The sequence below is a fragment of the Pseudomonas sp. FP1740 genome (assembly GCF_030687165.1).
Lineage (GTDB): Bacteria > Pseudomonadota > Gammaproteobacteria > Pseudomonadales > Pseudomonadaceae > Aquipseudomonas.
On sequence record NZ_CP117461.1, the window covers coordinates 2,103,392 to 2,124,411 of the forward strand.

13 protein-coding genes and 3 pseudogenes are annotated in these 21,020 nt (G+C 57.7%); 11 read left to right on the forward strand and 5 right to left on the reverse strand.

Going from position 1 to position 21,020, the window contains the following annotated elements; genetic code table 11:
- Positions 1–756: 756 nt before the first annotated feature.
- Both PSH69_RS09375 and PSH69_RS09380 read right to left on the reverse strand, forming a co-directional pair.
- Positions 757–1,959 (reverse strand): NAD(P)/FAD-dependent oxidoreductase, encoded by a 1,203-nt coding sequence (locus PSH69_RS09375; RefSeq protein WP_305411745.1) that lies wholly within the window; start codon positions 1,957–1,959, stop codon positions 757–759.
- A gap of 244 nt (positions 1,960–2,203) precedes the next feature.
- Positions 2,204–2,590: a response regulator transcription factor gene (locus tag PSH69_RS09380; RefSeq protein ID WP_305411746.1), complete on the reverse strand. Its 387-nt coding sequence runs from the start codon at positions 2,588–2,590 to the stop codon at positions 2,204–2,206.
- A 338-nt stretch (positions 2,591–2,928) separates the two neighbouring features.
- On the opposite strand from PSH69_RS09380, the gene PSH69_RS09385 reads away from it, so the two are divergent.
- The 11 genes and pseudogenes from PSH69_RS09385 to PSH69_RS09435 all read left to right on the forward strand — a co-directional run.
- Entirely contained in the window at positions 2,929–3,831 is a 903-nt protein-coding gene (locus PSH69_RS09385) for a LysR family transcriptional regulator (RefSeq protein WP_305412806.1), read from the forward strand.
- A 301-nt stretch (positions 3,832–4,132) separates the two neighbouring features.
- Complete coding sequence (locus tag PSH69_RS09390; protein WP_305411747.1) at positions 4,133–9,616, forward strand: trifunctional serine/threonine-protein kinase/ATP-binding protein/sensor histidine kinase; 5,484 nt, start codon at positions 4,133–4,135, stop codon at positions 9,614–9,616.
- Between the two features lie 114 nt (positions 9,617–9,730).
- Positions 9,731–10,312 (forward strand): lecithin retinol acyltransferase family protein, encoded by a 582-nt coding sequence (locus tag PSH69_RS09395; protein WP_305411748.1) that lies wholly within the window; start codon positions 9,731–9,733, stop codon positions 10,310–10,312.
- A gap of 83 nt (positions 10,313–10,395) precedes the next feature.
- Positions 10,396–11,046 carry a response regulator transcription factor gene (locus PSH69_RS09400; RefSeq protein WP_305411749.1) on the forward strand — a complete coding sequence of 217 codons (651 nt, stop codon included), beginning with the start codon at positions 10,396–10,398 and terminating at the stop codon, positions 11,044–11,046.
- 228 nt (positions 11,047–11,274) lie between these two features.
- On the forward strand, positions 11,275–11,523 hold the full coding sequence (locus tag PSH69_RS09405) for a hypothetical protein (protein ID WP_305411750.1): 249 nt from the start codon (positions 11,275–11,277) through the stop codon (positions 11,521–11,523).
- An 80-nt stretch (positions 11,524–11,603) separates the two neighbouring features.
- Positions 11,604–12,083: a carboxymuconolactone decarboxylase family protein gene (locus PSH69_RS09410; RefSeq protein WP_305411751.1), complete on the forward strand. Its 480-nt coding sequence runs from the start codon at positions 11,604–11,606 to the stop codon at positions 12,081–12,083.
- Positions 12,084–12,282: 199 nt separating this feature from the next.
- The gene (locus PSH69_RS09415) at positions 12,283–12,684 is read left to right on the forward strand and encodes a cupin domain-containing protein (protein WP_305411752.1); all 402 of its coding nucleotides are present in this window, start codon (positions 12,283–12,285) and stop codon (positions 12,682–12,684) included.
- 113 nt (positions 12,685–12,797) lie between these two features.
- Entirely contained in the window at positions 12,798–14,324 is a 1,527-nt protein-coding gene (locus PSH69_RS09420; RefSeq protein ID WP_305411753.1) for an efflux transporter outer membrane subunit, read from the forward strand.
- Positions 14,325–14,395: 71 nt separating this feature from the next.
- Complete coding sequence (locus tag PSH69_RS09425; protein ID WP_305411754.1) at positions 14,396–15,892, forward strand: MFS transporter; 1,497 nt, start codon at positions 14,396–14,398, stop codon at positions 15,890–15,892.
- A 6-nt stretch (positions 15,893–15,898) separates the two neighbouring features.
- Positions 15,899–16,933: an HlyD family secretion protein gene (locus PSH69_RS09430; protein WP_305411755.1), complete on the forward strand. Its 1,035-nt coding sequence runs from the start codon at positions 15,899–15,901 to the stop codon at positions 16,931–16,933.
- A gap of 154 nt (positions 16,934–17,087) precedes the next feature.
- A pseudogene (locus PSH69_RS09435) lies at positions 17,088–17,653 on the forward strand (transposase); the annotation flags it as partial.
- A 235-nt stretch (positions 17,654–17,888) separates the two neighbouring features.
- On the opposite strand, the gene PSH69_RS09440 reads toward PSH69_RS09435, so the two are convergent.
- The 3 genes and pseudogenes from PSH69_RS09440 to PSH69_RS09450 all read right to left on the reverse strand — a co-directional run.
- Positions 17,889–18,800: a sigma 54-interacting transcriptional regulator gene (locus PSH69_RS09440; RefSeq protein ID WP_305412807.1), complete on the reverse strand. Its 912-nt coding sequence runs from the start codon at positions 18,798–18,800 to the stop codon at positions 17,889–17,891.
- Positions 18,801–19,498: 698 nt separating this feature from the next.
- A pseudogene (locus PSH69_RS09445) lies at positions 19,499–20,581 on the reverse strand (transglycosylase SLT domain-containing protein); the annotation flags it as partial.
- 150 nt (positions 20,582–20,731) lie between these two features.
- Positions 20,732–20,884: pseudogene (locus tag PSH69_RS09450) on the reverse strand (Tn3 family transposase); the annotation flags it as partial.
- Positions 20,885–21,020: the final 136 nt, after the last annotated feature.

The following is a 21,020-nucleotide window of genomic DNA, read 5'->3' on the forward strand; positions in this document are numbered from 1 at the left end:
GCAGGCTATTGGACAGCCCTATAAATCCGTGATCACCGTACCTGCCTGGCAAAGGCACCTAGTGTGCCGCTCTCGAATAATCTATCCATTAGTTTGTGAGGCCATTGCCTCACGGGTGCGCTGATTCGAGAACAGACACTAAGTGATCTGTTCCGTTTGATGGCCTCGGATCAACAGCGGGGCTGTTCGACAACACGGCGCGGGCTATTGGCGATGCACCAGACTTAATCAAACAACGCCATATCCGCAACTTAGCAAGGCCGATAAAGGCTAGGGTATAGGTGTGGTCGAGGCGTTCATGCAATACCACGCCGGCCGGGTCGAGCGTATCGAATCAGCTTGAACCTATTCACAGCTGGCTTGTTCGTATCCTTCAAAAGGAGCGCCAGAAACTTTGCGGACTTTGACCCCGCGATAGGGATATGGTCGGCGGGTGGCGACCAAAGCGGACGTTGTAATCGGCACGTACCCTGCTAGATGAAGAAGCGCCCGCCAGTACCTATTGCTGCTGGGCCACCAGGCGGGATTTGAGGGGGGGCATTCGAGTGCAGTTCACATGCGCATCTTGAGGCGGTAAAGCTGTAGACCATCAGAGTCCCGATTGCCGGCATCGCCATGGCGCCTACAAGTAATTGTCTGGATAGTTTGAGGATACGTTGGGGGACTTGAGCAAAGCGAACATGTTTAGCTCTCTCAAAAGACAGCGTTGTTCGGCAGGCGCCCGTCATGCTGTCACAGACGCCTCTTCAGGCTGAGTCAGGCCACCGGAATCATCGGGTCGGCCGCTGCCAGAGCGGTGGTCCGATCAGCGGCCGGAGGGTAGATCCATTGGGTGTTGATCTGCGTTTTGAGCTCCTTGGCCGGCTCCTTGACCAGCTTGAGCTGGCGATCCCAGCCTTCGGTGTACACCGCGCCCCAGACGCCCAGATCGAGACAGGTCACGTACTTGGGCTGACGATAGGGGATTGGCGCGACACCGAGCAGATCGGCGACGACGTTGTTCCCGGCGTGGCGGCCCAGGGAGATCGCATGCTGGCAGGACATTGCCGCGAAGTTGCCGAGGTCGTCGGTGGCGGCATAGGCAACGTCCCCGGCGGCGTAGATGTGCTCCTGGCCCAATACCTTCAGGTTCACATCGACGTGCAAGCGCCCCTGGCCATCGCGGACGCTGTTCAGATGTTCGGTCAACGGGTTAGCGCGGAAACCGACGGTCCAGATCACCGTATGGCTCTGGATACGGCGACCATCGGCGAGGGTCACGCCGTTGGCATCTATCGCCGCGACACTGGCGTTGACCACCCATTCGATGCCCAGGTGTTCGGATGCCTCGATGATCGACGGACGAATCCCGTCACCCATGGTCGCGCCGATCTGAGGCGCACGGTCGATGATGATTATGCGGATATTCTGATCGTCACCGAGCACAGACTGCAGACGTGCCGGCATCTCGGTGCCGGTTTCGATACCGGTAAAACCGCCGCCAGCGACCACCACCGTATTGCGGGCATCGCTGGCAGGCCGGTTCTTGAGGGATTTCAGGTGGTTCTCCAGGCGTACCGCCGCTTCGATCTGATCCACGTCGAAGGCGTGGACGGCAAGGCCGGGCACTGTCGGGCGAGCTAACTGGCTGCCGGCCGCAAGCACCAGACGATCGTAAGCCAACGTACCCTGGCGGCCATCCTCATCGCGGTAGCCAACGGTCTTTGTCAGTTCGTCGATGCGCTCGGCGGTGCCTTTGATGAAATGCACCCCCACCGAGTCAAACAGCGCGTCCAGGGGGGCGAACATCTTATGCACGTCGGTTTCGTAGAACCGAGGACGTATGCGCAATTCCGCCTGGGGTGCCAGCAGGGTGATTTCAACGTCGTTACGATTGTGCATGTCCAGCAGACGGGCGGCGCTTAATGCGCTCCATACACCACCGAACCCAGCGCCAATAACCAGAATTTGCTGTTTCATGAATTGTGCCTCAGATGAAGTGGTCAATAATTTGAAGTTGTTCTTCACGTTTGGCGGGATGGAGTCTGCGCGCCGAAATGAAGGAACTTGTACTCATGACAGCGAGTCGTCCGCTGTGAGTTGATGTTATTACTGGATTCTTCAGAGCTCACTTCTACATCGGTTCAGCAAACCCATACGTCAGTGCGAAGGATATATACGAAGGTGTTGTCGGTGGGGGCGACGAGAAACGCTCAGAGTATTCTCAGTGCCGCTGGAGGAGGGCGGTTTCGATGCAGCTCAGCAGCCTGTCGGCTTGACAGGGTTTAGGCAGAATGGCAACCAGGCTCGGCGTATCCGCGGCAAGATGTGCCGCTGCTTCAGGGTAGCCGGTGATGAGTATGGTGGGGATGCACAAACCCATCGCGACGAGCTGCTTATGCATCTCTACTCCACTCATTCCCGGCATCTGGATATCGGAAATCAGGCAGTGGGTTTCAGCGGGGGCACTCGCGAGAAACTCCAAAGCGCTGCAATAGGTTTGAACTTTATAGCCGCTGGACCGCAATAAACTTTTCAGCGCTGTCCGGACGGCGTTGTCATCATCGACAATCGCAATAATCGTATTGTGCATTTCAGCGTATCGATTCATCTGGTTCGCTCCGTAACAGAGCCCGTTGTCATTACAAGATACGCGGTCTTACAAGGTGGAATAGTTATACCTACGTATAGGGCGCTAAGACCAAAGGGTCGATGTTGGATGTGCGCTCCGAAGTGCCGTTGATATGATATGTCAGGCGTCGTCGTTTCCTTTGATAAGGCATACCCACGTACTACGGCGTGCAACCATGAGATACGTCGTCTGTACCCAGGTACAAGTGACGTCTGGTTGTTGGCCCGCATAGGGTGGAACTGCATCGTTGACCTCCGACGACACGGGGCGCGCTGCGAGCTGTCGTTCGATATCCAATTACCCTGGCGGCGAACATGATGAACAGAAATGACCTGCGACATGCCGACATCAATCTGCTGGTTGTCTTCGAAACCATGATGCGTGAACGCAACGTTACCCGGGCCGGCGAGAGGCTGTTCCTGGGCCAGACCACGATCAGCTGCGCCCTCGGGCGACTGCGTTCGATGTTCAATGATCCGCTGTTCATCCGCACTGGCCGGGTTATGGAACCGACTGCGCGGGCAGAGGAGATCCATGCGCGGCTGGCACCGGCCTTGGATGGCATTGCCGTCGCCTTGAGCTGCACTCAGACGTTCGATCCGCTGACCAGTGACGGAACCTTCCATGTCGGACTCTCTGACGATGTCGAGTACGCACTGCTTCCATGTATGATGAGGCACCTGCGGGATGAGGCGCCAAACATCACTTTGGTGGTGCGCCGGGTGGACCAACGGCAATTACCCCAACTGTTCGCCTCCGGTGAAATTTCCGTGGGTATCAGCTTGGCTCAGGCGTTGCCTGCCAGTGCCCATTGCAAGTGCCTGCGACCCATGCAGCCCATGCTCCTGCGCGCCGATTCGGTGCCTGGCCCCTTGAAACTGGATGACTTCTGCAGGCGCCCTCATGTGGTGGTGTCCTCAATGGGGAATGTCATCGATGATGCTGATCACGCTCTGGGGCTGGTCGGAAGGCAGCGCAAGGTGGTGCTGGCGGTACCGCAGTTCAGCGCCTTACCTGCATTGCTCGCCGGCAGCGACATGGTGGCGATCGTCCCAGACTACGTCGCCCAGGCCATGGTGCGACTGGAAGGAATGCGCGCCGAGTTTGCTCCGTTGGAGCTGCCGACGCCGGATCTGTCCATGGCCTGGCGCGGTGCGATTCACAGTGACCCGGGTGAAAGTTGGTTGCGCTCGTGCTTCAGTCGTTATCTCGGCCAATAATAGGAACGGCCCGTAGCTTGAACCAGGGGGCGGAAACGTTGTTTTGCGTGACGCGGCTGCGGTCCCATGATATTCAAGCTGAACTTCAATGAAGTGACTGCGAAAGACTTCCGTAGGGAGTAAACTTTTCGACGAAAACACGGCCCGCTCTGGAAGCCACCCGAAAATCATCACCATTAGGCATCCAACCGTAGCCACGGAAGCCGCCCTCGTGGCGGCATCGGCAATTCCGGCGTGACATTGGACGACAGCCAGACGGCAAAGTGCGGCATATAAGAAACTCCATAGTGTTCCCCCGCCGATGAATAACAACACGCAGATATTATGGGACGACGGTGAGCGTATCTTCTGTCGGGAGCAACGCGCCGATTTCGGCAACGACAGCCATGTGCTGGTCGCAAGGCCCGCCGCGGAACAACCTCTCCCAGCCTGCCTTGGCCGACTCGCTCACGAGTTTGGCCTGAAGGACGAACTGGATGGCACGTGGGCGGTTCAACCGCTTGAGATGGTGCGCGAAGGTGGTCAGGTGCAACTGGTGCTCGGGGATCCTGGCGGCGAGCCGCTGGTGCATTTGCTGGTGGCGCCCATGGAAACCACCACTTTTTTGCGTCTGGCGATCAGCATTGCGGTGGTACTGGGCAAGCTGCACCAGCGCGGGTTCGTCCATAAAGACATCAAACCCAGCCATATCCTGGTGGACTGCGCCGACGGCCAGGCCCGGCTCACAGGATTCGGCCTCGCATCGCGACTGCCGCGCGAGCGGCAGGCGCCCGAGACCATCGCCGGCACGCTCGCCTACATGGCACCTGAGCAGACTGGCAGGATGAATCGCTCGATCGATTCGCGCAGCGACCTCTATTCCTTCGGCGTCACGCTGTACGAGATGCTGACCGGCTCGCTGCCGTTCAAGGCTTCGGACCCGATCGAGTGGGTGCATTGCCATATCGCCAAACAACCGCTACCACCCAACGAGCGGATCGAAACCATCCCCGAAGCACTCTCCGATATCGTCATGAAATTGCTCGCCAAGACGGCGGAGGAGCGCTATCAGACGGCCGCGGCGGTCGAGCATGATTTGCGGCGCTGCCTGACAGACTGGCAGCAACTGTGCCACATCAACGCCTTCGCACTCGGCGAGCACGGCACCTCCGATCGGCTGCTGATTCCCGAGAAGCTCTATGGGCGCGAGCGAGAGGTCGAGACCCTGGTCGCCGCGTTCGACCGGATCATTCGAAGCGGCGCACCGGAACTGGTGTTGGTCACCGGCTATTCCGGCATTGGCAAGTCATCGGTGGTCAATGAGCTGCACAAAGTGCTGGTGCCGCCGCGAGGGCTCTTCGCGTCCGGGAAGTTTGATCAATACCGGCGCGACATCCCTTATTCGACGCTGGTGCAGGCCTTTCAGAGTCTGGTGCACACGCTGCTGGGCAAGTCCGACACGGAACTGGCGCACTGGCGTGACGCGTTGCAAGAAGCGCTTGATGCGAATGCGCGGCTCATGACCGACCTCATTCCCGAACTGAAGCTGATCATCGGCGAGCCGCCGCAGGTGCCGCCCCTCGATCCGCAACAGGCGCAACACCGTTTCCTTCTGGTGTTCCGGCGCTTTATTGGTGTGTTTGCCCGGGAAGACCATCCGCTCGCGCTGTTTCTCGACGATCTGCAATGGCTCGATGCGGCAACGCTCGACCTGCTTGAAGACCTGCTGACCAACTCGGATGTGCGCCACTTGATGCTGGTAGGCGCCTACCGCAGTAACGAGGTGGATGACACGCACCCGCTAACTAGCAAACTCCATGCCATTCGTAACGCGGGGGGCAGGATCGACGAAATCACCCTGGCGCCGCTGGCCAAGGCCCACATTGAGCAGTTGATCACCGATGCGCTGCATGAAGAGCTGGAGCGCATCGAGCCCCTGGCGCAGTTGGTGCTGGACAAAACCGCGGGCAATCCGTTTTTCGTGATCCAGTTCCTGCAAGCCCTCGCCGACGAGACGCTGCTGGTCTTCGATCATGGCGCGCGGCAGTGGTCCTGGGACCCGGATCGCATTCATGCCAAGGGTTACACCGACAACATCGTCGACCTGATGGTCGGCAAACTGGCGCGCTTGCCGATTGAGACGCAACAGGCACTGCAGCAGCTTGCCTGCTTGGGTAACGTTGCCGGGATCTCGTCGCTTTCAACCGTTCTGGACCTGCCGAAGGCGCAGATCCGCACGGTGCTGTGGGAGGCGACTCGCCTGGAATTGGTCGAGCGGCTGGAGGGCGCCTATCGGTTTGTTCACGACCGAATTCATGAAGCCACCTATTCGCTGATTCCCAAGGAATTACGCGCCGAAGCCCATTTGCGAATCGGTCGGCTGCTCGCCGTGCAGACGCCCGCGGAAAAGCTGGAAGAAATGATTTTTGAAATTGTTGGTCAGCTCAATCGCGGTGCCGCGCTGCTGACCGATCCGGGCGAACGGGAGCAGTTGGCAGAGTTTAACCTGATGGCCGGTCAGCGCGCCAAGGCATCGACAGCCTATGCGTCGGCGCTCAACTATCTCACCACCGGGGCGCAGTTGTTGGACGATGACTGCTGGGTGCGTCGGCATGGACTGATTTTCGCGCTGGAGTTGAATCGGGCCGAATGCGAGTTCCTGAACGGACAGCTCTCCGTTGCGGATGAGCGTCTAACGGCGCTGTCGAATCGCGCTACGACCGTGATTGAGCGAGCCAGCGTTGCGTGTCTGCAAATGGATGTCTACCTGCTCCAGGATCGCAGCGACGGCGCGGTTGCTGTCTGTCTCGCCTACCTACGGCATGTGGGTATCGAATGGTCAGCCCATCCGAGCGATGATGAAGTACGCCACGAGTACGACCGTATCGGGGCTTTACTGGGGGGGCGCGCAATTGAGGACCTCATCGATTTACCGTTGATGGAGGACGCGACGTCCCTTGTGACGGTCAACGCGCTGAGCAAGCTCTTCGCCCCGGCCTTGCAGAGCGAAGCGAACTTGGCGGACCTGTTGATCTGCAAAGCGGTCAATCTGAGCCTTGAGCAGGGCAACTGTGATGCCTCCTGTGTGCTCTACGCCAATTTATTCAGGGTTGCCGGTCGTCGGTTTGGTGACTACCAGGTGGGGTTTCGCTTTGGTCAGCTCGGTTGCGAGCTCGTTGAACGACGTGGTCTGACGCGATTCGAGGCCAGTACCTACCTTTGCTTTTCGTGTTTTGCCGTGCGCTGGATGAAACCAGTGGGACAATGCCGCGATCTGCTGCGCCGTTCGTTTGCTGCGGCGAATCGGATCGGCGACCTGCCATATGGTGCCTATGCGGGCAACAACCTCACCGCCGATTTGCTCTTCGCTGGCGAGCCGTTGCCCGAGGTACTAGGCGAATCCGAACGGGGCCTGGCTTACGCCAGGAAAGTGCGCTTCGGGCTGGTGATTGACTTTATCGTCACGCAACGGGTGCTGATCCGGATGCTCCAAGGTTTGACGCCCACCTTCGGTCACCTGGACGATGGCGAGTTAAACGAGCTTGGCATGGAAACCCACTTGTCCAGCAGCCCGGATCTGGTACTGGCTGAGTGTTTGTACTGGATCCGCAAATTACAGGCCCGCTACATGGCCGACGATCCTGACGCGGCTCTGGAAGCCGGCGAAAAGGTGCAGCAATTACTCTGGGTTTGCCAGGCGTTCTTTGAGGAAGCGGAATATCACTTCTATAGCGCACTGGCCCGGGCGGCGCGCTGCACCGATGTCCCGTTGGACGAGCATGGACAACACTTGATCGCGATGGCGGCCGATCACCGGTGGCTCCAGACCTGGGCACAGCAGTGTCCGGAGAATTTCGCCAGCCGTGCCGCGCTGGTCGGCGCCGAAATCGCCCGCGTCGAAGGGCGCGTGATGGACGCCGAGCTGCTTTACGAGCAGGCCATTCACACTGCGCAGGACAGCGGTTTTGTCCATATCCAAGCGCTGGCCAACGAACTTGCGTCGCGCTTCTACGCGGCGCGCGGTCTCGGGAAGATCGCCCGCGTCTATTTGCAGGACGCCCGATATGGCTACTTGCGTTGGGGTGCCGATGGCAAGGTACGCCATCTCGAGGCGAAGTATCCGTTATTGAGGACCGAAGAGCCCAGGCTCGACCCGACGACTACGATGGCCACATCGGTCGAACACCTCGATCTGGCCACTGTACTCAAGGTGTCCCAAGCCGTGTCGGGCGAAATCGTTCTTGAAAAGCTGATCGATATGGTCATGCGCACGGCGATCGAACAGGCTGGTGCCGAACGCGGCCTGTTGATTCTGTCGGATGGCGGTGAACACCGAATTGCCGCGCAAGTGACCACCGGTGGCCACTCAACGCAATTGCGCGATGTACCGGTGAGTGCGGCGCTGCTGCCGGAGTCGATTCTCTACCAGGTCCTGCGCACCCGGGAGAGCGTCTTTCTCGATGATGCCGGGGCCGAGACCTCGTTTGCCGCTGATCCTTATATCCGTCAGCATCGCGCCCGTTCGATTCTCTGCCTGCCGTTGATGAACCAAGCCAAGCTGGTCGGCGCGCTCTACCTCGAAAACAACCTGGCCGCCCGTGTGTTCAGCCCGGCCCGGATTGCCGTGTTGAAACTGGTGGCCTCACAAGCGGCCATCTCCTTGGAAAATGCCCGTTTGTACCGCGAGGTCGCAGAGCGCGAATCGAAGATCAGGCGCCTCGTGGACGCCAACATCATCGGGATCCTCTTCTGGAATGCCGACGGTGACATTCTCGAGGCCAATGATGCCTTTCTTCGCATGATCGGATACGCGCGGGAGGATCTTGCCACACGCCGCCTGCGCTGGAGAGACCTGACGCCGCCGGAGTTTCTTGAGCTCAGCGAACGTTCCCTGGAGCAGGCTGTGCAGACCGGGTACGCCCGACCCTATGAGAAGGAATATTTCAAGAAAGATGGCAGTCGCCTGCCGATCATTGTCGGTCTGGCCATGTTCGAAGCCAGCAGCCGGGAAGGGGTCGCTTTCGTGGTGGATCTGACCGAGCGCAAGCAGGCCGAAGAAAAAATCCGCGAAAGCGAACGACGCTATCGCGAGGTGCAAACGGAATTGGCTCACGCGAACCGGGTCGCGACTATGGGCCAGTTGGTCGCCTCGATCGCTCATGAAGTTAACCAGCCGATTGCCGCAACCATCCTCAACGCCAATGCCGCGCAGCGCTGGCTGAACGCCCAACCGCCCGAGATCGAAGAAGTCCGCCAGGTACTTGGTTGCCTCATCACTGACGCCAATCGAGCAGCGGACGTGTTGGGTCGGATCCGTCAGCACATCCGCAAGACGCCGCCACAAAAGGGGCCGGTGGACATCAATGCAGCGATCAGCGAGATGATCGGGTTCAGCCGAGGCCAGATCACCAAAAGTGGCGCTTCGATAGAGACGCAACTCACCGACGGTTTGCCATTGATCGAAGGCGACCGTGTCGAACTGCAACAGGTGCTGCTCAACCTGATCATGAATGCGCTCGAGGCCATGAGCGCGGTGAGCGAAGGCGAGCGGCAGTTGCAGATCAGCACGGCGCTGGACGATGCGGACTGCGTGCTTGTGAGTGTAAGCGATTCGGGGCCGGGTTTCGCCTCGGAAAGTATCGAACGGGTTTTCGTCTCTTTCTACACCACCAAGCCTACGGGCCTGGGTATGGGTTTATCTATCTGTCGCTCGATCATTGAAGCGCATGGCGGCCGCATGTGGGCAGGGGGCAACCAGTCCCGCGGCGCCACCATTCAATTCACGCTCCCTCGGCATCTTGAATAATACTTAGGTTTAGATAAGGTATATTCATGGTCACTTAAATTAATCGTACGTACAAATGAAGCTCCGCGCTCCTGGCGATATATTAGATATTAAGGGGTTGCGGAGGATTTTATCGTGAACAACTTAGTGGTTAAGGTAGTTGATTGTTTTTCATCGATTCGTTTGGCGGCACTTGTCTGCTTGACGCTAATAGCAGCAGGCGCTTCCGGTTACTTGGGTGTGCTCATGTTTGGCGACCCCCGCAGCAGCAGAAAATTGCCAAGTGATTTATTGAAGTTGGTCAATGTCGAGCGGGCGGCAGACAGCTTGCCCATAGGCTCTCACTTGGTGAGTCCCCGCAAGTTTTATATACATCACGGAATACATCTTGGGGGCGGAATCGTTGCTCACTACTCTGGATTTAACCGCTCATTCAGGCCGGGTCCCATCGAAGTGACTGATCTTGAAAGCTTCGCCAATGGCAGGCCTCTCTGGATGTATCAAGAGCAGTGCGAATACTCCAGTAATGAAATCGTCAGTCGGGCGTGTTCAAGAATAGGTGAGAGCCAATACAGAATTTTTTCCAATAACTGCGAGCATTTTTGCAGTTGGTGCATCACTGGGATAAGTTACAGCGCTCAAGTCAATGCGTGCTTTCATTGTCCGCGTTATCTATTCTCTTTTATTTTGGCATTGGAATCATGCTTTATTGCCTAGTGCCTCCCTGATAATCACAGCCATGCCTCACAATGCGAATTGTGTTAAACTTTATTCTACAAAATCACCACCGAGGATCGCACATGAGCGGTAATCCCTCATCCAATGAGCCGAGCAGTCAAGGGTCTATGGTGTACGTGGTGGACGACGATGTCTCCATACGTAATGCATTAGGGAATCTTTTACGCTCTGCCGGGATACGAGTTGAGACGTTCGCGTCCACTGCTGAATTTCTTCGGCAGCCGAAGACAGAGGGCGCCAGCTGTTTAATACTTGATGTACGTCTTCAAGGTAATAGCGGCTTGGACTTCCAAAGGCAGTTGGTTGAATCAAACGCGCATATCCCCATTATATTCATCACCGGCCATGGAGACATCCAGATGTCCGTCAGGGCGATGAAAGCCGGTGCTGTGGATTTTTTGGCGAAACCGTTCCGCGAACAGGATCTTTTGGACGCGGTGTCAGGCGCACTTCAGGCCGATGTTAGACGCCGGGAAATCGAGCAACAGCGTTCATATCTGCATGCCAACTACCAATCGCTGACAGCTCGTGAAAGAGAGGTTATGGCGCTTGCCGTGAAAGGTCTGATGAACAAGCAAATCGCAGGACAGATGAACCTGAGTGAAATCACCGTCAAAATTCACCGTGCCCACGCAATGAAAAAAATGCACGCAAAGTCGTTTGCTGACTTGGTTCGAATGGCAGAGTCATTAGGGGGGGGGAATGATCGTTGATCAGAACGATAGGTCTGAATTTGCCGTGATTTTCTAGACGTATCTGACTCGCTGCTGCTGGCCCCGAGGTTGTAAAAAGAAGCGCTTTCGCGACCCCTTGCTATGATTTTTGAGGATTTCATCGCAGGGTTCTCCCATGAAGCGTTTTATAAGGTGAGCATCGAGGCCAAGGTACCTTGCTTCCCGTGAGCCTCGACGACCTCCATAGCCTCGGATGACGTCTCGGCGGTGCTGGCCGATCTCGCGGTCGGGGTACCGGTCAATGGCATGGTCGAGGTGGGCGGACCGGATCGTTTCCCTCTCGACGAACTGGCGCGCAAGTTTCTTGCCGCGCACCACGACAAGCGGCAGGTCATCGCCGACGTGCGTGCACGCTACTTCGGCGATGAGTTGAATGATCGATCCCTGGTCGCGGGCGACGACGCGCACATCGGTCCGACACGCTTCCTGAACTGGCTCAGCCGCACATCGGCTTAAGGATCGCGCCAGTCAGCTAGCCAGGCAGGCAGGACGCCATCGAGTCTCCACCTACGTATTTCTCACACAGAGGATTCACCATGACCCAGCGCATCGATTACCAGAAGCAATCCCCCGAGCTGTTCAAGAAGTTCGTCGAGTTCAGCCTTGCCTTCAAGCAATGCGCCATCGAGGAGTCGCTGCGCGATCTCGTGGATATCAGGGCATCGCAACTCAACGGCTGCGCCTTCTGCGTGGACATGCACGTGAAGGAAGCCACGATCCATGGCGAGCGACCGCTCAGGATCCACCATGTCGCCATCTGGCGTGAGTCAACGCTGTTCAGCCCACGCGAACGCGCGGCCTTGGCATGGACCGAAATCCTCACCCAGATTCCCGCCCATGGCGTGCCTGATGAGCTCTATGAGCGTGTTCGTACACAACTGTCCGAGAAAGAGCTATCGGACCTGACCTTCCTGATCATGTCGATCAATGCCTGGAATCGCATCAACGTGGGCTTCCAGGTCGTGCCCGGCTCGTACGACAAGGCATTCGGCGTAGACAAGTCCGGCCTGTCCTGACCGCGCACAGTGTGGGAGTGACCTGTGGCGAGGAGGCTTGCCCCCGTTGGGCTGCGAAGCAGACCCAAAATCTCTGACACACCAAAGATCTTGTGAGTGCTACGCACTCAAACGGGGCGATGCGGCGATCCGACAAGCCCCCTCGCCATAGTGACTGACCGACATTAACCCCTGACAGATCGACAACGAGGAACACGCCATGTCCATTTTCAGAACGTTCGCCATAGGGCTGCTGTTGGCCACCGGCACCGCCGGCGCACAGGAGGCATTGCCACCGGCGCAGGTAACACCGCTGATGACCAAAGCACTGGCGGACTATCCCGGCAAAGAAGCGGTGATGATTACAGTGGAGTTTCCACCGGGTGGAGGCGATCCCGTGCATCGGCACAATGCACACGGATTCATCTATGTGCTGGAGGGTTCGATTGTGATGGGCGTGCGCGGTGGCGAATCCGTCACGCTGACACCGGGCCAGACCTTCTACGAAGGCCCGGACGACATCCACACGGTCGGGCGCAACGCCAGCCTCACCAAACCCGCCAAGTTTCTGGTCGTCCTGTTGAAGGACAAGAGCAAGCCCATTTTTACTCCGGTGCACTGACAGCACCGCCCGCACACGCGGCCAGCTGCGTGCTCGGTGACGCCCTACTCGGCCGACATCATCCGTTCAACGATATCGGCCTGGGGCGATCCCTTCCTCGACAGGACGCTGCAATGACCTCACAACGGCTGCTTTCACAATTACGGCAGTGCGCAATCGCAACCCTAGGCGCAGTTTCGCTGGCCGGCTGCATGGTCGGCCCCGACTTCGTGAAGCCTGAGAACGAGCTTCGCGAAGTGGTGCTGGCGCCCAGACAGGACTACTCAAGCGCCGCCCTGACTTCCGACGCCGCAGTGCCCTCCCAGTGGTGGTTGTTGTTCAACGACGCCGTGCTCGCCGAGCTGCAATCACGTGCGCAGGCTGACAACCTTGATCTGCTCATAGCCTCCGAACGCATTGAACAAAGCCGGGCGCAACTGGGCATCGCCTCCTCGCAGTTGCTGCCCAGCGTGGCGGCCAATGCCAGCTACACGCGTGAGGGGCTTAGCGAACATGGCAAGTTCGCCGCCCTGGGAGCGCCTACTGCCCCTGATAACTTCTGGCAGCTTGGATTCGATGCCAGTTGGGAGCTCGACCTGTGGGGCCGTGCCCAGCGCACGCGCGAAGGTGCTGCAGCGACCCTGGAAGCTACGGTGTATGACCGCGAAGCGGCACGGGTAGCTTTGTCCGCCGAAGTGGCGCGCACCTATTTGCAGTTGCGCGGAACGCAGGCACAACTGGACATTGCGCAGCAAAATCTGAGGATTGCCGAACGCACCCTCGGCCTGGCCGAAAGCCGCGAGCGTAACGGCGTCGCGACGCGCTTCGAAACCTCGTCCGCTCGCGCGCAATTGGCGACGATCAAAGCCTTGGTTCCCGAACTGACCCAGCGCCGCAACGCCCTGATGAATGCTCTGGCGTTGTTAATGGGAGAACAGCCACGCACACTCGATGCGCAACTGCGTCAAGCCATGCCCTTGCCTTCGCTGCCGACCCGCGTACCGGTCGGCGTCCCTTCGGAATTGGCTCACCGGCGACCCGACATCCTGCGCGCCGAAGCCCAGCTGCATGCCGCGACAGCCGCCATCGGTGTGGCCAAGGCTGATTTCTACCCGCGTATCGGCTTGAAAGGAAAAGTCGGCGTGGAAGCTTTTGAAAGCAGCGATCTCGCGAGTTGGGACTCGCGCTTCTTTTCCGTCGGCCCGACGGTTTACCTTCCGATCTTCCAAGGGGGACGGTTGACGCAGCGCCTGGCCCTGAACGAATCACGGCAAAAAACCGCCGCGCTGGCTTATCGGCAAACGGTATTGCGAGCCTGGCATGAAGTGGACAACGCCCTGGATGCCTGGGCGGCCCAACAACGCCGGCACGCTGAATTGCTGGATTCGTATGAACAGAACAAGCAGGCACTGCAGTCTGCCGAACGTGGCTATCAGCAAGGCGCTACGGACTATCTGAGCGTACTGACGGCGCAGCTCAATGTGCTTGCCAGCCAAACCAGTCTCAACGACAGCGCGACCAACGCCACGCTCACCGTGGTCAACCTCTACAAGTCGCTGGGTGGCGGTTGGGACCCGCAGGCTGGTATCGATCATTCAACGGCACCTCCATCGGTTGCCCTCGCGTCTCCGGTCGCTGCACCCTCGAAGGCCGACCAATGAACGGGATCGCATTGTCGCCAGCGGACGTCCCTGCTACCGCAACGCCCGGGGCCAAACCCTCGATACGCCCAATGGCAGGTCTCGTCGGGATTTTCATCGCAGCCATGATGGCGGGTTTGAACACCCGCGTCGGCGCATTGGCGTTGGCCGATGTACGCGGTGCACTCGGTTTTGGCCTCGACGATGCCTCCTGGCTGACCACCGCGTACAGCGCCGGGGAATTGATTGCCATGCCCTTTGCGGCGTGGTTTGCCATTACCCTTTCGCTGCGGCGCTTCGAGCTGTGGATGCTCGGCAGTTGTGCGCTGCTGGCGGTGATCCTGCCCTTCATCCACGATCTGAACCTGCTGCTGACCTTGCGCTTTGTGCAAGGCATTGCCTGCGGCACGACGATCCCGCTGCTGATGATGGCGGCGCTGAAATTCCTGCCAGCGCCCATCCGGCTGTATGGGCTGGCGCTGTATGCGATGACCGCGACCTTCGCGCCCAATCTCTCGATCTGGCTGGCCGGGTACTGGACGGATGGGCTGTTCGACTGGCGCTGGGTGTACTGGCAGATCATTCCCCTGACCCTCATCGCCGGATTGTTGGTCGGATGGGGATTGCCACGAGAGCCCATCCAGATCCCACGCTTTGGGCAGGCCAATTGGTCCGGCATGGCCTGCGGTGTGCCCGCGCTCGGCTTGATCACCGTCGCACTGGATCAAGGCGTACGGCTGGACTGGTTTCATTCGCCCTTGATCACCTTATCGCTGGTGGCCGGGCTGGCCCTGCTGGCCGTCTACCTGCTGACCGAGTGGTATCACCCCTCACCGTTCATCAAATTGCAGATTCTCGGCCGCCGCAATCTGGGGCTGGGCTGCATTCTGTTCGTCTGCCTGCTGGTGGTGCTGATGTCCAGCTCACTCTTGCCGGCCAGTTATCTCGGCCCTTTGCAGAACTACCGGCCCCTGCAAATGGCATCGATCGGTTTGATCGTCGCCTTGCCGCAACTGGTCCTGGGGCCTGTCGTGGCGCTGCTGCTGTATCAGAAGCGGGTCGATGCGCGCATCGTGTTCACGTTGGGGTTGTTGTTGATCGCACTGGCATGCTTTTGCGGCGCGCAATTGACCTCCGACTGGAACCGCGAGCAGTTCGTCGTGGTGCAAACGCTGCAAGCGTTCGGCCAGCCGATGGCGGTGGTATCGATGCTGTTTCTGGTCACCAGCGTCGTGCAGCCCCCCGAAGGACCTTATGTGTCCGGCACCATCAACACCCTGCGCGCCTTCGGTTCACTGGCCGGTGCGGCAGTGGTCGGACAGCTGATGACCGTGCGCGGTCGCTTCCATGGGGAAATGCTGCTGGACCATGCGGCCCTGGCAGACAACGCCCTGGCGTTTGAGCCGTCCCAACTGATGAGCATCATTGGCCAGCAGTCGCAGGTGCTGTCGATCGCCGACGCCTATCGCGTGCTGGGCATTCTGGCGCTGGTATTGATTCCTCTGGTGCTGCGGCTGACCTACATCCCCGCACCCGACGTGCGCGCGGCCTCACCCTCTACCTCTCCTTCATCTTCCTCACACGGATAACTCATCATGGCCTTGCCAAAGAAAGCCAGGATCGTCAGTGCGGTGCTACTGCTTGCAGTGGCGATCGGCGGTGTTCTCTATCTCAATCGCCTCGAATCCAGCTCATCGACCCAGTCCACGGACGATGCCTACGTCCTTGCCGACTTCACCACGGTTGCACCGCAGGTGTCGGGAACGGTCGACTCAGTGATGGTCGAAGACAACCAGCTGGTCAAGAAAGGCGATCTGCTTGCGATCATTGACGACCGTGATTTCGTTGCGGCCCTGAACGCAGCGAAGGCCGAGGTCGCCAGTGCCCGGGCCGGCATCGCCAGCCTGCAAGCTCACCTGATTCAGCAGGAAACCGCCATACGCCAGGCCCAAGCGGCCGTTGCCGCAGACGACGCTGCGCTCAAGCTGGCCAGCCTCAATCAGACCCGTTATCGCAACCTGGCCACCGACGGCTCGGGAACGGTGCAAGCGCGGCAACAGGCCGAAGCGCAACTGAGCATTCAACAGGCCCGTGGGGAAACGAGCCAGGCGGGTTTACAGGCCGCTCGGCAGCAAGTGGATATCCTGAAAGCTGATCTGGAGAAAGCCAGGGCGGCTCTTGCCCACGCGCAAGCCGCACAAGCCACCGCAGAGCTGAAACTTTCCTATACCCGCATCACTGCGCCGATCGGCGGCACGATCGGGCAGAAATCGGTACGTATCGGTGCCTTCGTCAATGCAGGGAAACCCTTGCTGGCGATTGTTCCGCTCGATGCCGTCTATGTCACGGCCAACTACAGGGAGACGCAACTGGCGCGCGTACAAAAGGGTCAAGCCGTGGATATCGAGGTGGATGCCTTGCCGGGCGAGACGCTGCAAGGAACGGTGGACAGCCTGGGACCGGCCAGCGGAGTCACCTACTCCGCCGTTGCGCCACACAACGCCACCGGCAACTTCACGAAGATCGTCCAGCGCTTGCCTGTACGCATTCGCATCGATCCCGATCAGCCCGCGGCGGCGAAGCTGCGAGTCGGCATGTCCGTGACGCCGAAAATCCTTATCGGTAAATGACGGTGCGTGCCGTCAGGTCAGCTTACGTCTTACCTTACCAGCTAAGTAATGAGCCTTCCGAGACACTGGACCGAATCATTGACCGGGCTCCTATGTCAGCTTACGCCAATCACTTCCGCTTCATACCCTGAGGATTTCATCGTATGGATTGCCCATGAAGCGCTTCATCCAAGGTGAACATCGGGTCAATGTACATTGCTCTCCGAGAGCCTCGACGATCATATGACCGATACCAACCCGGTGCGTGCAGGCGATGTCTTTGTCGACGAACTCGACCCGGGCAAGTTGGGTTTTGAAGGTGTCATTCCAATAAGTGCCGCCCAACCTGCTTACCATCCCGAGATCCTGCTGAAGATCTACATTTATGGCTGTCTCAATCGCATCCAATCCACCTGGCGCATGGAGCGAGAGACACGGTACAACATTGAACTGATGTGGTTGACCGGTCGTTTGATGTCTGACTTCAGGATTGTCGCGGGCTTCAGAAAAGATAACGGCAAAGCCATTTTGGCGGCTGTCGATAGTTCGCCGTGATGTGTCAGCAGTTGGGATAATTCGAAGAAAACCTGGTTGCAATCGACGGCAGAAAACTCAAAGGCGGTCAATAACCGCGACTGCAAGAAAACGATTCATGTCATCGAAACCCGGCTTAACGAAGCGCCGGATAAACAGGTTGTAATCGTCGTTTATAACGTGCAGACGGCGGTCGATGCGAAACATCTCTTTTTTGCAAGCATATGAGGTCAATACAGCATATTCCAATGCCTGGTCATCCATGGTAACGCCTAAATCGAAATCTCAGGTACCAGGGTGGTCTAGAGTGTTCGAAGCAGTAAAGAAGCCATCGCCAATGAATGCACTTTCATATACTCTTTGCCAAAATCAGACCTCAATGCTCAATTCATGAATCACCTGAACGTATGACACTCTCATTTGCCAGTTGATGAATGGGCGATTAAGGTTTCGAGACAGCAAGCGTTTCGGCGTTACAATAACGCCGCCCCCCAATGCAAGTCAGGCCAAGCTCCTTCATGCGTTGATACAACGTGCGCCGGGAAATTGCAAGCTCCTGCACCACGGCCTCAAGACTGTGCTTGTGACGCTTCAGCGCATCCGCGATCAGCATTTTCTCGATCGCCCGTAACTGAGTTTTCAGACCTGCTTCGGCATCACAGACCGGCACCGGATCGTTGCCCAGCAATGGCAATCCAAGCACCAAGCGCTTGGCCGCCGATTTGAGTTCGCGGATGTTGCCAGGCCAGGCGTGACTGAGCAGCAGTTGCACCAGCCCATTGTCCAGCACTGGCACCGCGCAATCTAAATCGCGGGCGATAGCCTGGGTGAACTGCTCGAACAAAGGTAGGATCTGTTCGCGACGCGTGCGCAAGGCTGGTATTTGAATCGTAAGTACGCTGAGACGAAAAAAAAGATCACGACGAAACACCCCTTGTTCCACGAGTTCATCCAGCGGGCGTTGTACTGAAGCGATGATCCGAAGGTTTACGGGAGTGAACGTGGTGGAACCTAGTCGTTCGACTCCGCGGGTTTCCAGAATACGCAGTAGCTTGGCTTGCAGACTTAGCGGCATGCTGTCGATTTCGTCCAGATACAGCGTGCCCCCACAGGCCGCTTCAATATATCCCTCCCGTGATCGACTAACTCCGGTGTAAGCACCACTGACGACCCCGAACAGCTGGCTTTCTGCCAACGATTCCGGGATGGCCGCGCAGTTCATACCAATGAAAGACCCTGTCCGACCGGAAAGATCATGGATGCGCTTGGCCAGCGTGTCTTTCCCTGTCCCTGTCTCCCCACACAAAAGCAAATCTATGCCCAAACCTGCTGTGTTCAGCGCAACCTGCTGCATATTTAGCGCCGTATATTCCCCCGAAGACGCACAGCCGCTCACATCGATTTTTTCTTTCATCGATACCTCTAGTATTGGTGCAAGCGAGTTATTAGTGGCAAGCATTACGAAGGCAATAGTATTTAGCCTTAGTTCCCGAGTGTCGTGAAAAATTCTTCAAAATGACCCTGTTTATACCAATATGGATTATGTTTATTATACCAATTATTGCTTGCGTAAAGCATTAAAGTGATGGTTTGAAATTAGCGCTTGCAGCCAATAGTAGTGTGGGGTGCAGGAACTCTCGTGTTTTTCGGTTTACTCGAAAAGCCCTATATTCTCGGGGGCCATAGATGGCAGCTCGGCCGTGCTCTAAAGTGAAAAACGCTCGCAAACGGATGAGCTTCATGGCCATTGTTGCAATCATTATCCAATTGAAGATTGGGTAGCATTGGGGGGCGGCGATGTCACACAGGTTGTGTCACACCACAAGATGCGACGTGGAATGTTTAAATGAGTAAGAAATCTTATTGTATTAGCCAAGTCACATGTCATCTGAAAAGCTCGCTTTAGATTATGTAAATTGGATATATCTCGCTTGAGCCGTACTGCCTCGGTTGTCGATCGTCGGAGCCTTCGGCGGAAGTGTATTGGCGCTGCGCGCCCGGATGCAGTCATGGCCGCACCATGATTTTTCCAAAAAAAACGCGTGATTTCGGCGTCGGACTGACGACCGGCGTCATCGGCGCGTTGATCGCCAGCGGTTCTGCAGGAAGGGGTGCCACGTCGCTGCCAATTTTTTCGAGGCTGGCTGACACTTGCCGCGCCTGATCGCGGGGCACGAGCAGATACGCGGGGCCATCGATGGTTTTTTTGCGCAGAAATGCTGGATTGAGGCCGAGTAACACGGCTTCGTCGATACCTGCATCGGCCGCCAGTTGCCCTAGATCCACCGGTCGGGTCAGATCGAGCACCGTGAAATAAGGCGTATTAGCCACCGAACTCAGGCGCACGCCGTAGTTTGTCGGCTCGCGCACCAGCAACGACAGCGCCAACAGGCGTGGCACGTAGTCCTGGGTCTCTCGCGGCAGACTCAAATGCCAGTAATCAGTCGGCAGACCGTGTCGCTGGTTCGCTACAATCGCCCGGGTCACTGTACCCTCACCTGCGTTGTAGGCTGCTATTGCAAGTAACCAGTCGCCGCCGAACTGATCATGAAGTCGTCTCAGGTAATCCATGGCAGCCTTGCTTGAGGCCACCACGTCGCGACGACCGTCATACCAGGCAGTCTGGCGTAGATTGAAATCCCGGCCCGTGGCCGCCATGAACTGCCAAAGACCGGCAGCGTCACGGATCGAAGTAGCTTTGGGGTTGTAGGCGCTTTCAATGATTGGCAGTAACGCAAGCTCTGTCGGCAAGGCGCGCTGAACCAGATTTTCGACGATGAAATACAGGTACGGACTTGCTCGCTGACTGGCGTTGCGCAAGAAAGCAGGATTGCCCAGCAGCCAGTCACGCTGGCGCAGGATTCGCTCATTGATGCCGTTGTCATCCGCCAGACTGAACTCTCGCCCTAGCCGTCCCCAGATATCGCTGCCGTCGTACGCCGGCAAAGGACGCGCAATGGCATCGGAGCTACGACTTAGCCCCGCCACCAGACGCGGCGTGCGCTCGATCTTCGAGTCCGGCGGATAGCCAAATGATTGACATCCGGCACATAACATAGCAACTGTCAGCGAGGCTGTGCGGATCGAGCGGGAAAGATTTATAGGTCCCGATGGCGGGATAAAAACAGGCGGCATGAAGGATAAGTCCCGGAAACGATTAACCTACGTGGTACGCGCGCGCAATCGGTTCCATGTCAGTGCCTGTCGATGTGGATCACTTGATGTCCTATTGATGAGCAACCTTCGACGGTGAGTGCCCGTTCGGTCAAGTCGCGCCGTCGGCTAGTCGCCGGTCAAGTTGATGTGTAACCAGCCTAGCGGTGATAGATATTGCAACAGCGTGTCGTCCATACCTTGGCAGTGATTGCGCAAGGCGTTTACGGCCCGCTCCATCCACTGCACGATAGCCTCCGTCACCTTGAGGTCGCTGGCCCGGTGGCTGTAGCGGCCCGTGTTGAAAATAGTCTGGCTCCCATTTATCCTGTTTTTGGTCTCATATTAACTGCAAGTGAGCTTTCGATCCGGCTCGCATTTCATCGCGATAGGCTGACGCTGTTTACAAATGGCTGATTTA

What these genes read in the sequence shown, in the direction of transcription:
- PSH69_RS09400 (WP_305411749.1), top strand. Translation starts at nt 10,396, where the DNA reads ATGAGCGGTAATCCCTCATCCAATGAGCCGAGCAGTCAAGGGTCTATG.
- PSH69_RS09430 (WP_305411755.1), top strand. Translation starts at nt 15,899, where the DNA reads ATGGCCTTGCCAAAGAAAGCCAGGATCGTCAGTGCGGTGCTACTGCTT.
- PSH69_RS09425 (WP_305411754.1), top strand. Translation starts at nt 14,396, where the DNA reads ATGGCAGGTCTCGTCGGGATTTTCATCGCAGCCATGATGGCGGGTTTG.
- PSH69_RS09375 (WP_305411745.1), bottom strand. Translation starts at nt 1,959, where the DNA reads ATGAAACAGCAAATTCTGGTTATTGGCGCTGGGTTCGGTGGTGTATGG.
- PSH69_RS09390 (WP_305411747.1), top strand. Translation starts at nt 4,133, where the DNA reads ATGAATAACAACACGCAGATATTATGGGACGACGGTGAGCGTATCTTC.
- PSH69_RS09385 (WP_305412806.1), top strand. Translation starts at nt 2,929, where the DNA reads ATGAACAGAAATGACCTGCGACATGCCGACATCAATCTGCTGGTTGTC.
- PSH69_RS09380 (WP_305411746.1), bottom strand. Translation starts at nt 2,590, where the DNA reads ATGAATCGATACGCTGAAATGCACAATACGATTATTGCGATTGTCGAT.
- PSH69_RS09410 (WP_305411751.1), top strand. Translation starts at nt 11,604, where the DNA reads ATGACCCAGCGCATCGATTACCAGAAGCAATCCCCCGAGCTGTTCAAG.
- PSH69_RS09415 (WP_305411752.1), top strand. Translation starts at nt 12,283, where the DNA reads ATGTCCATTTTCAGAACGTTCGCCATAGGGCTGCTGTTGGCCACCGGC.
- PSH69_RS09440 (WP_305412807.1), bottom strand. Translation starts at nt 18,800, where the DNA reads ATGCAGCAGGTTGCGCTGAACACAGCAGGTTTGGGCATAGATTTGCTT.
- PSH69_RS09420 (WP_305411753.1), top strand. Translation starts at nt 12,798, where the DNA reads ATGACCTCACAACGGCTGCTTTCACAATTACGGCAGTGCGCAATCGCA.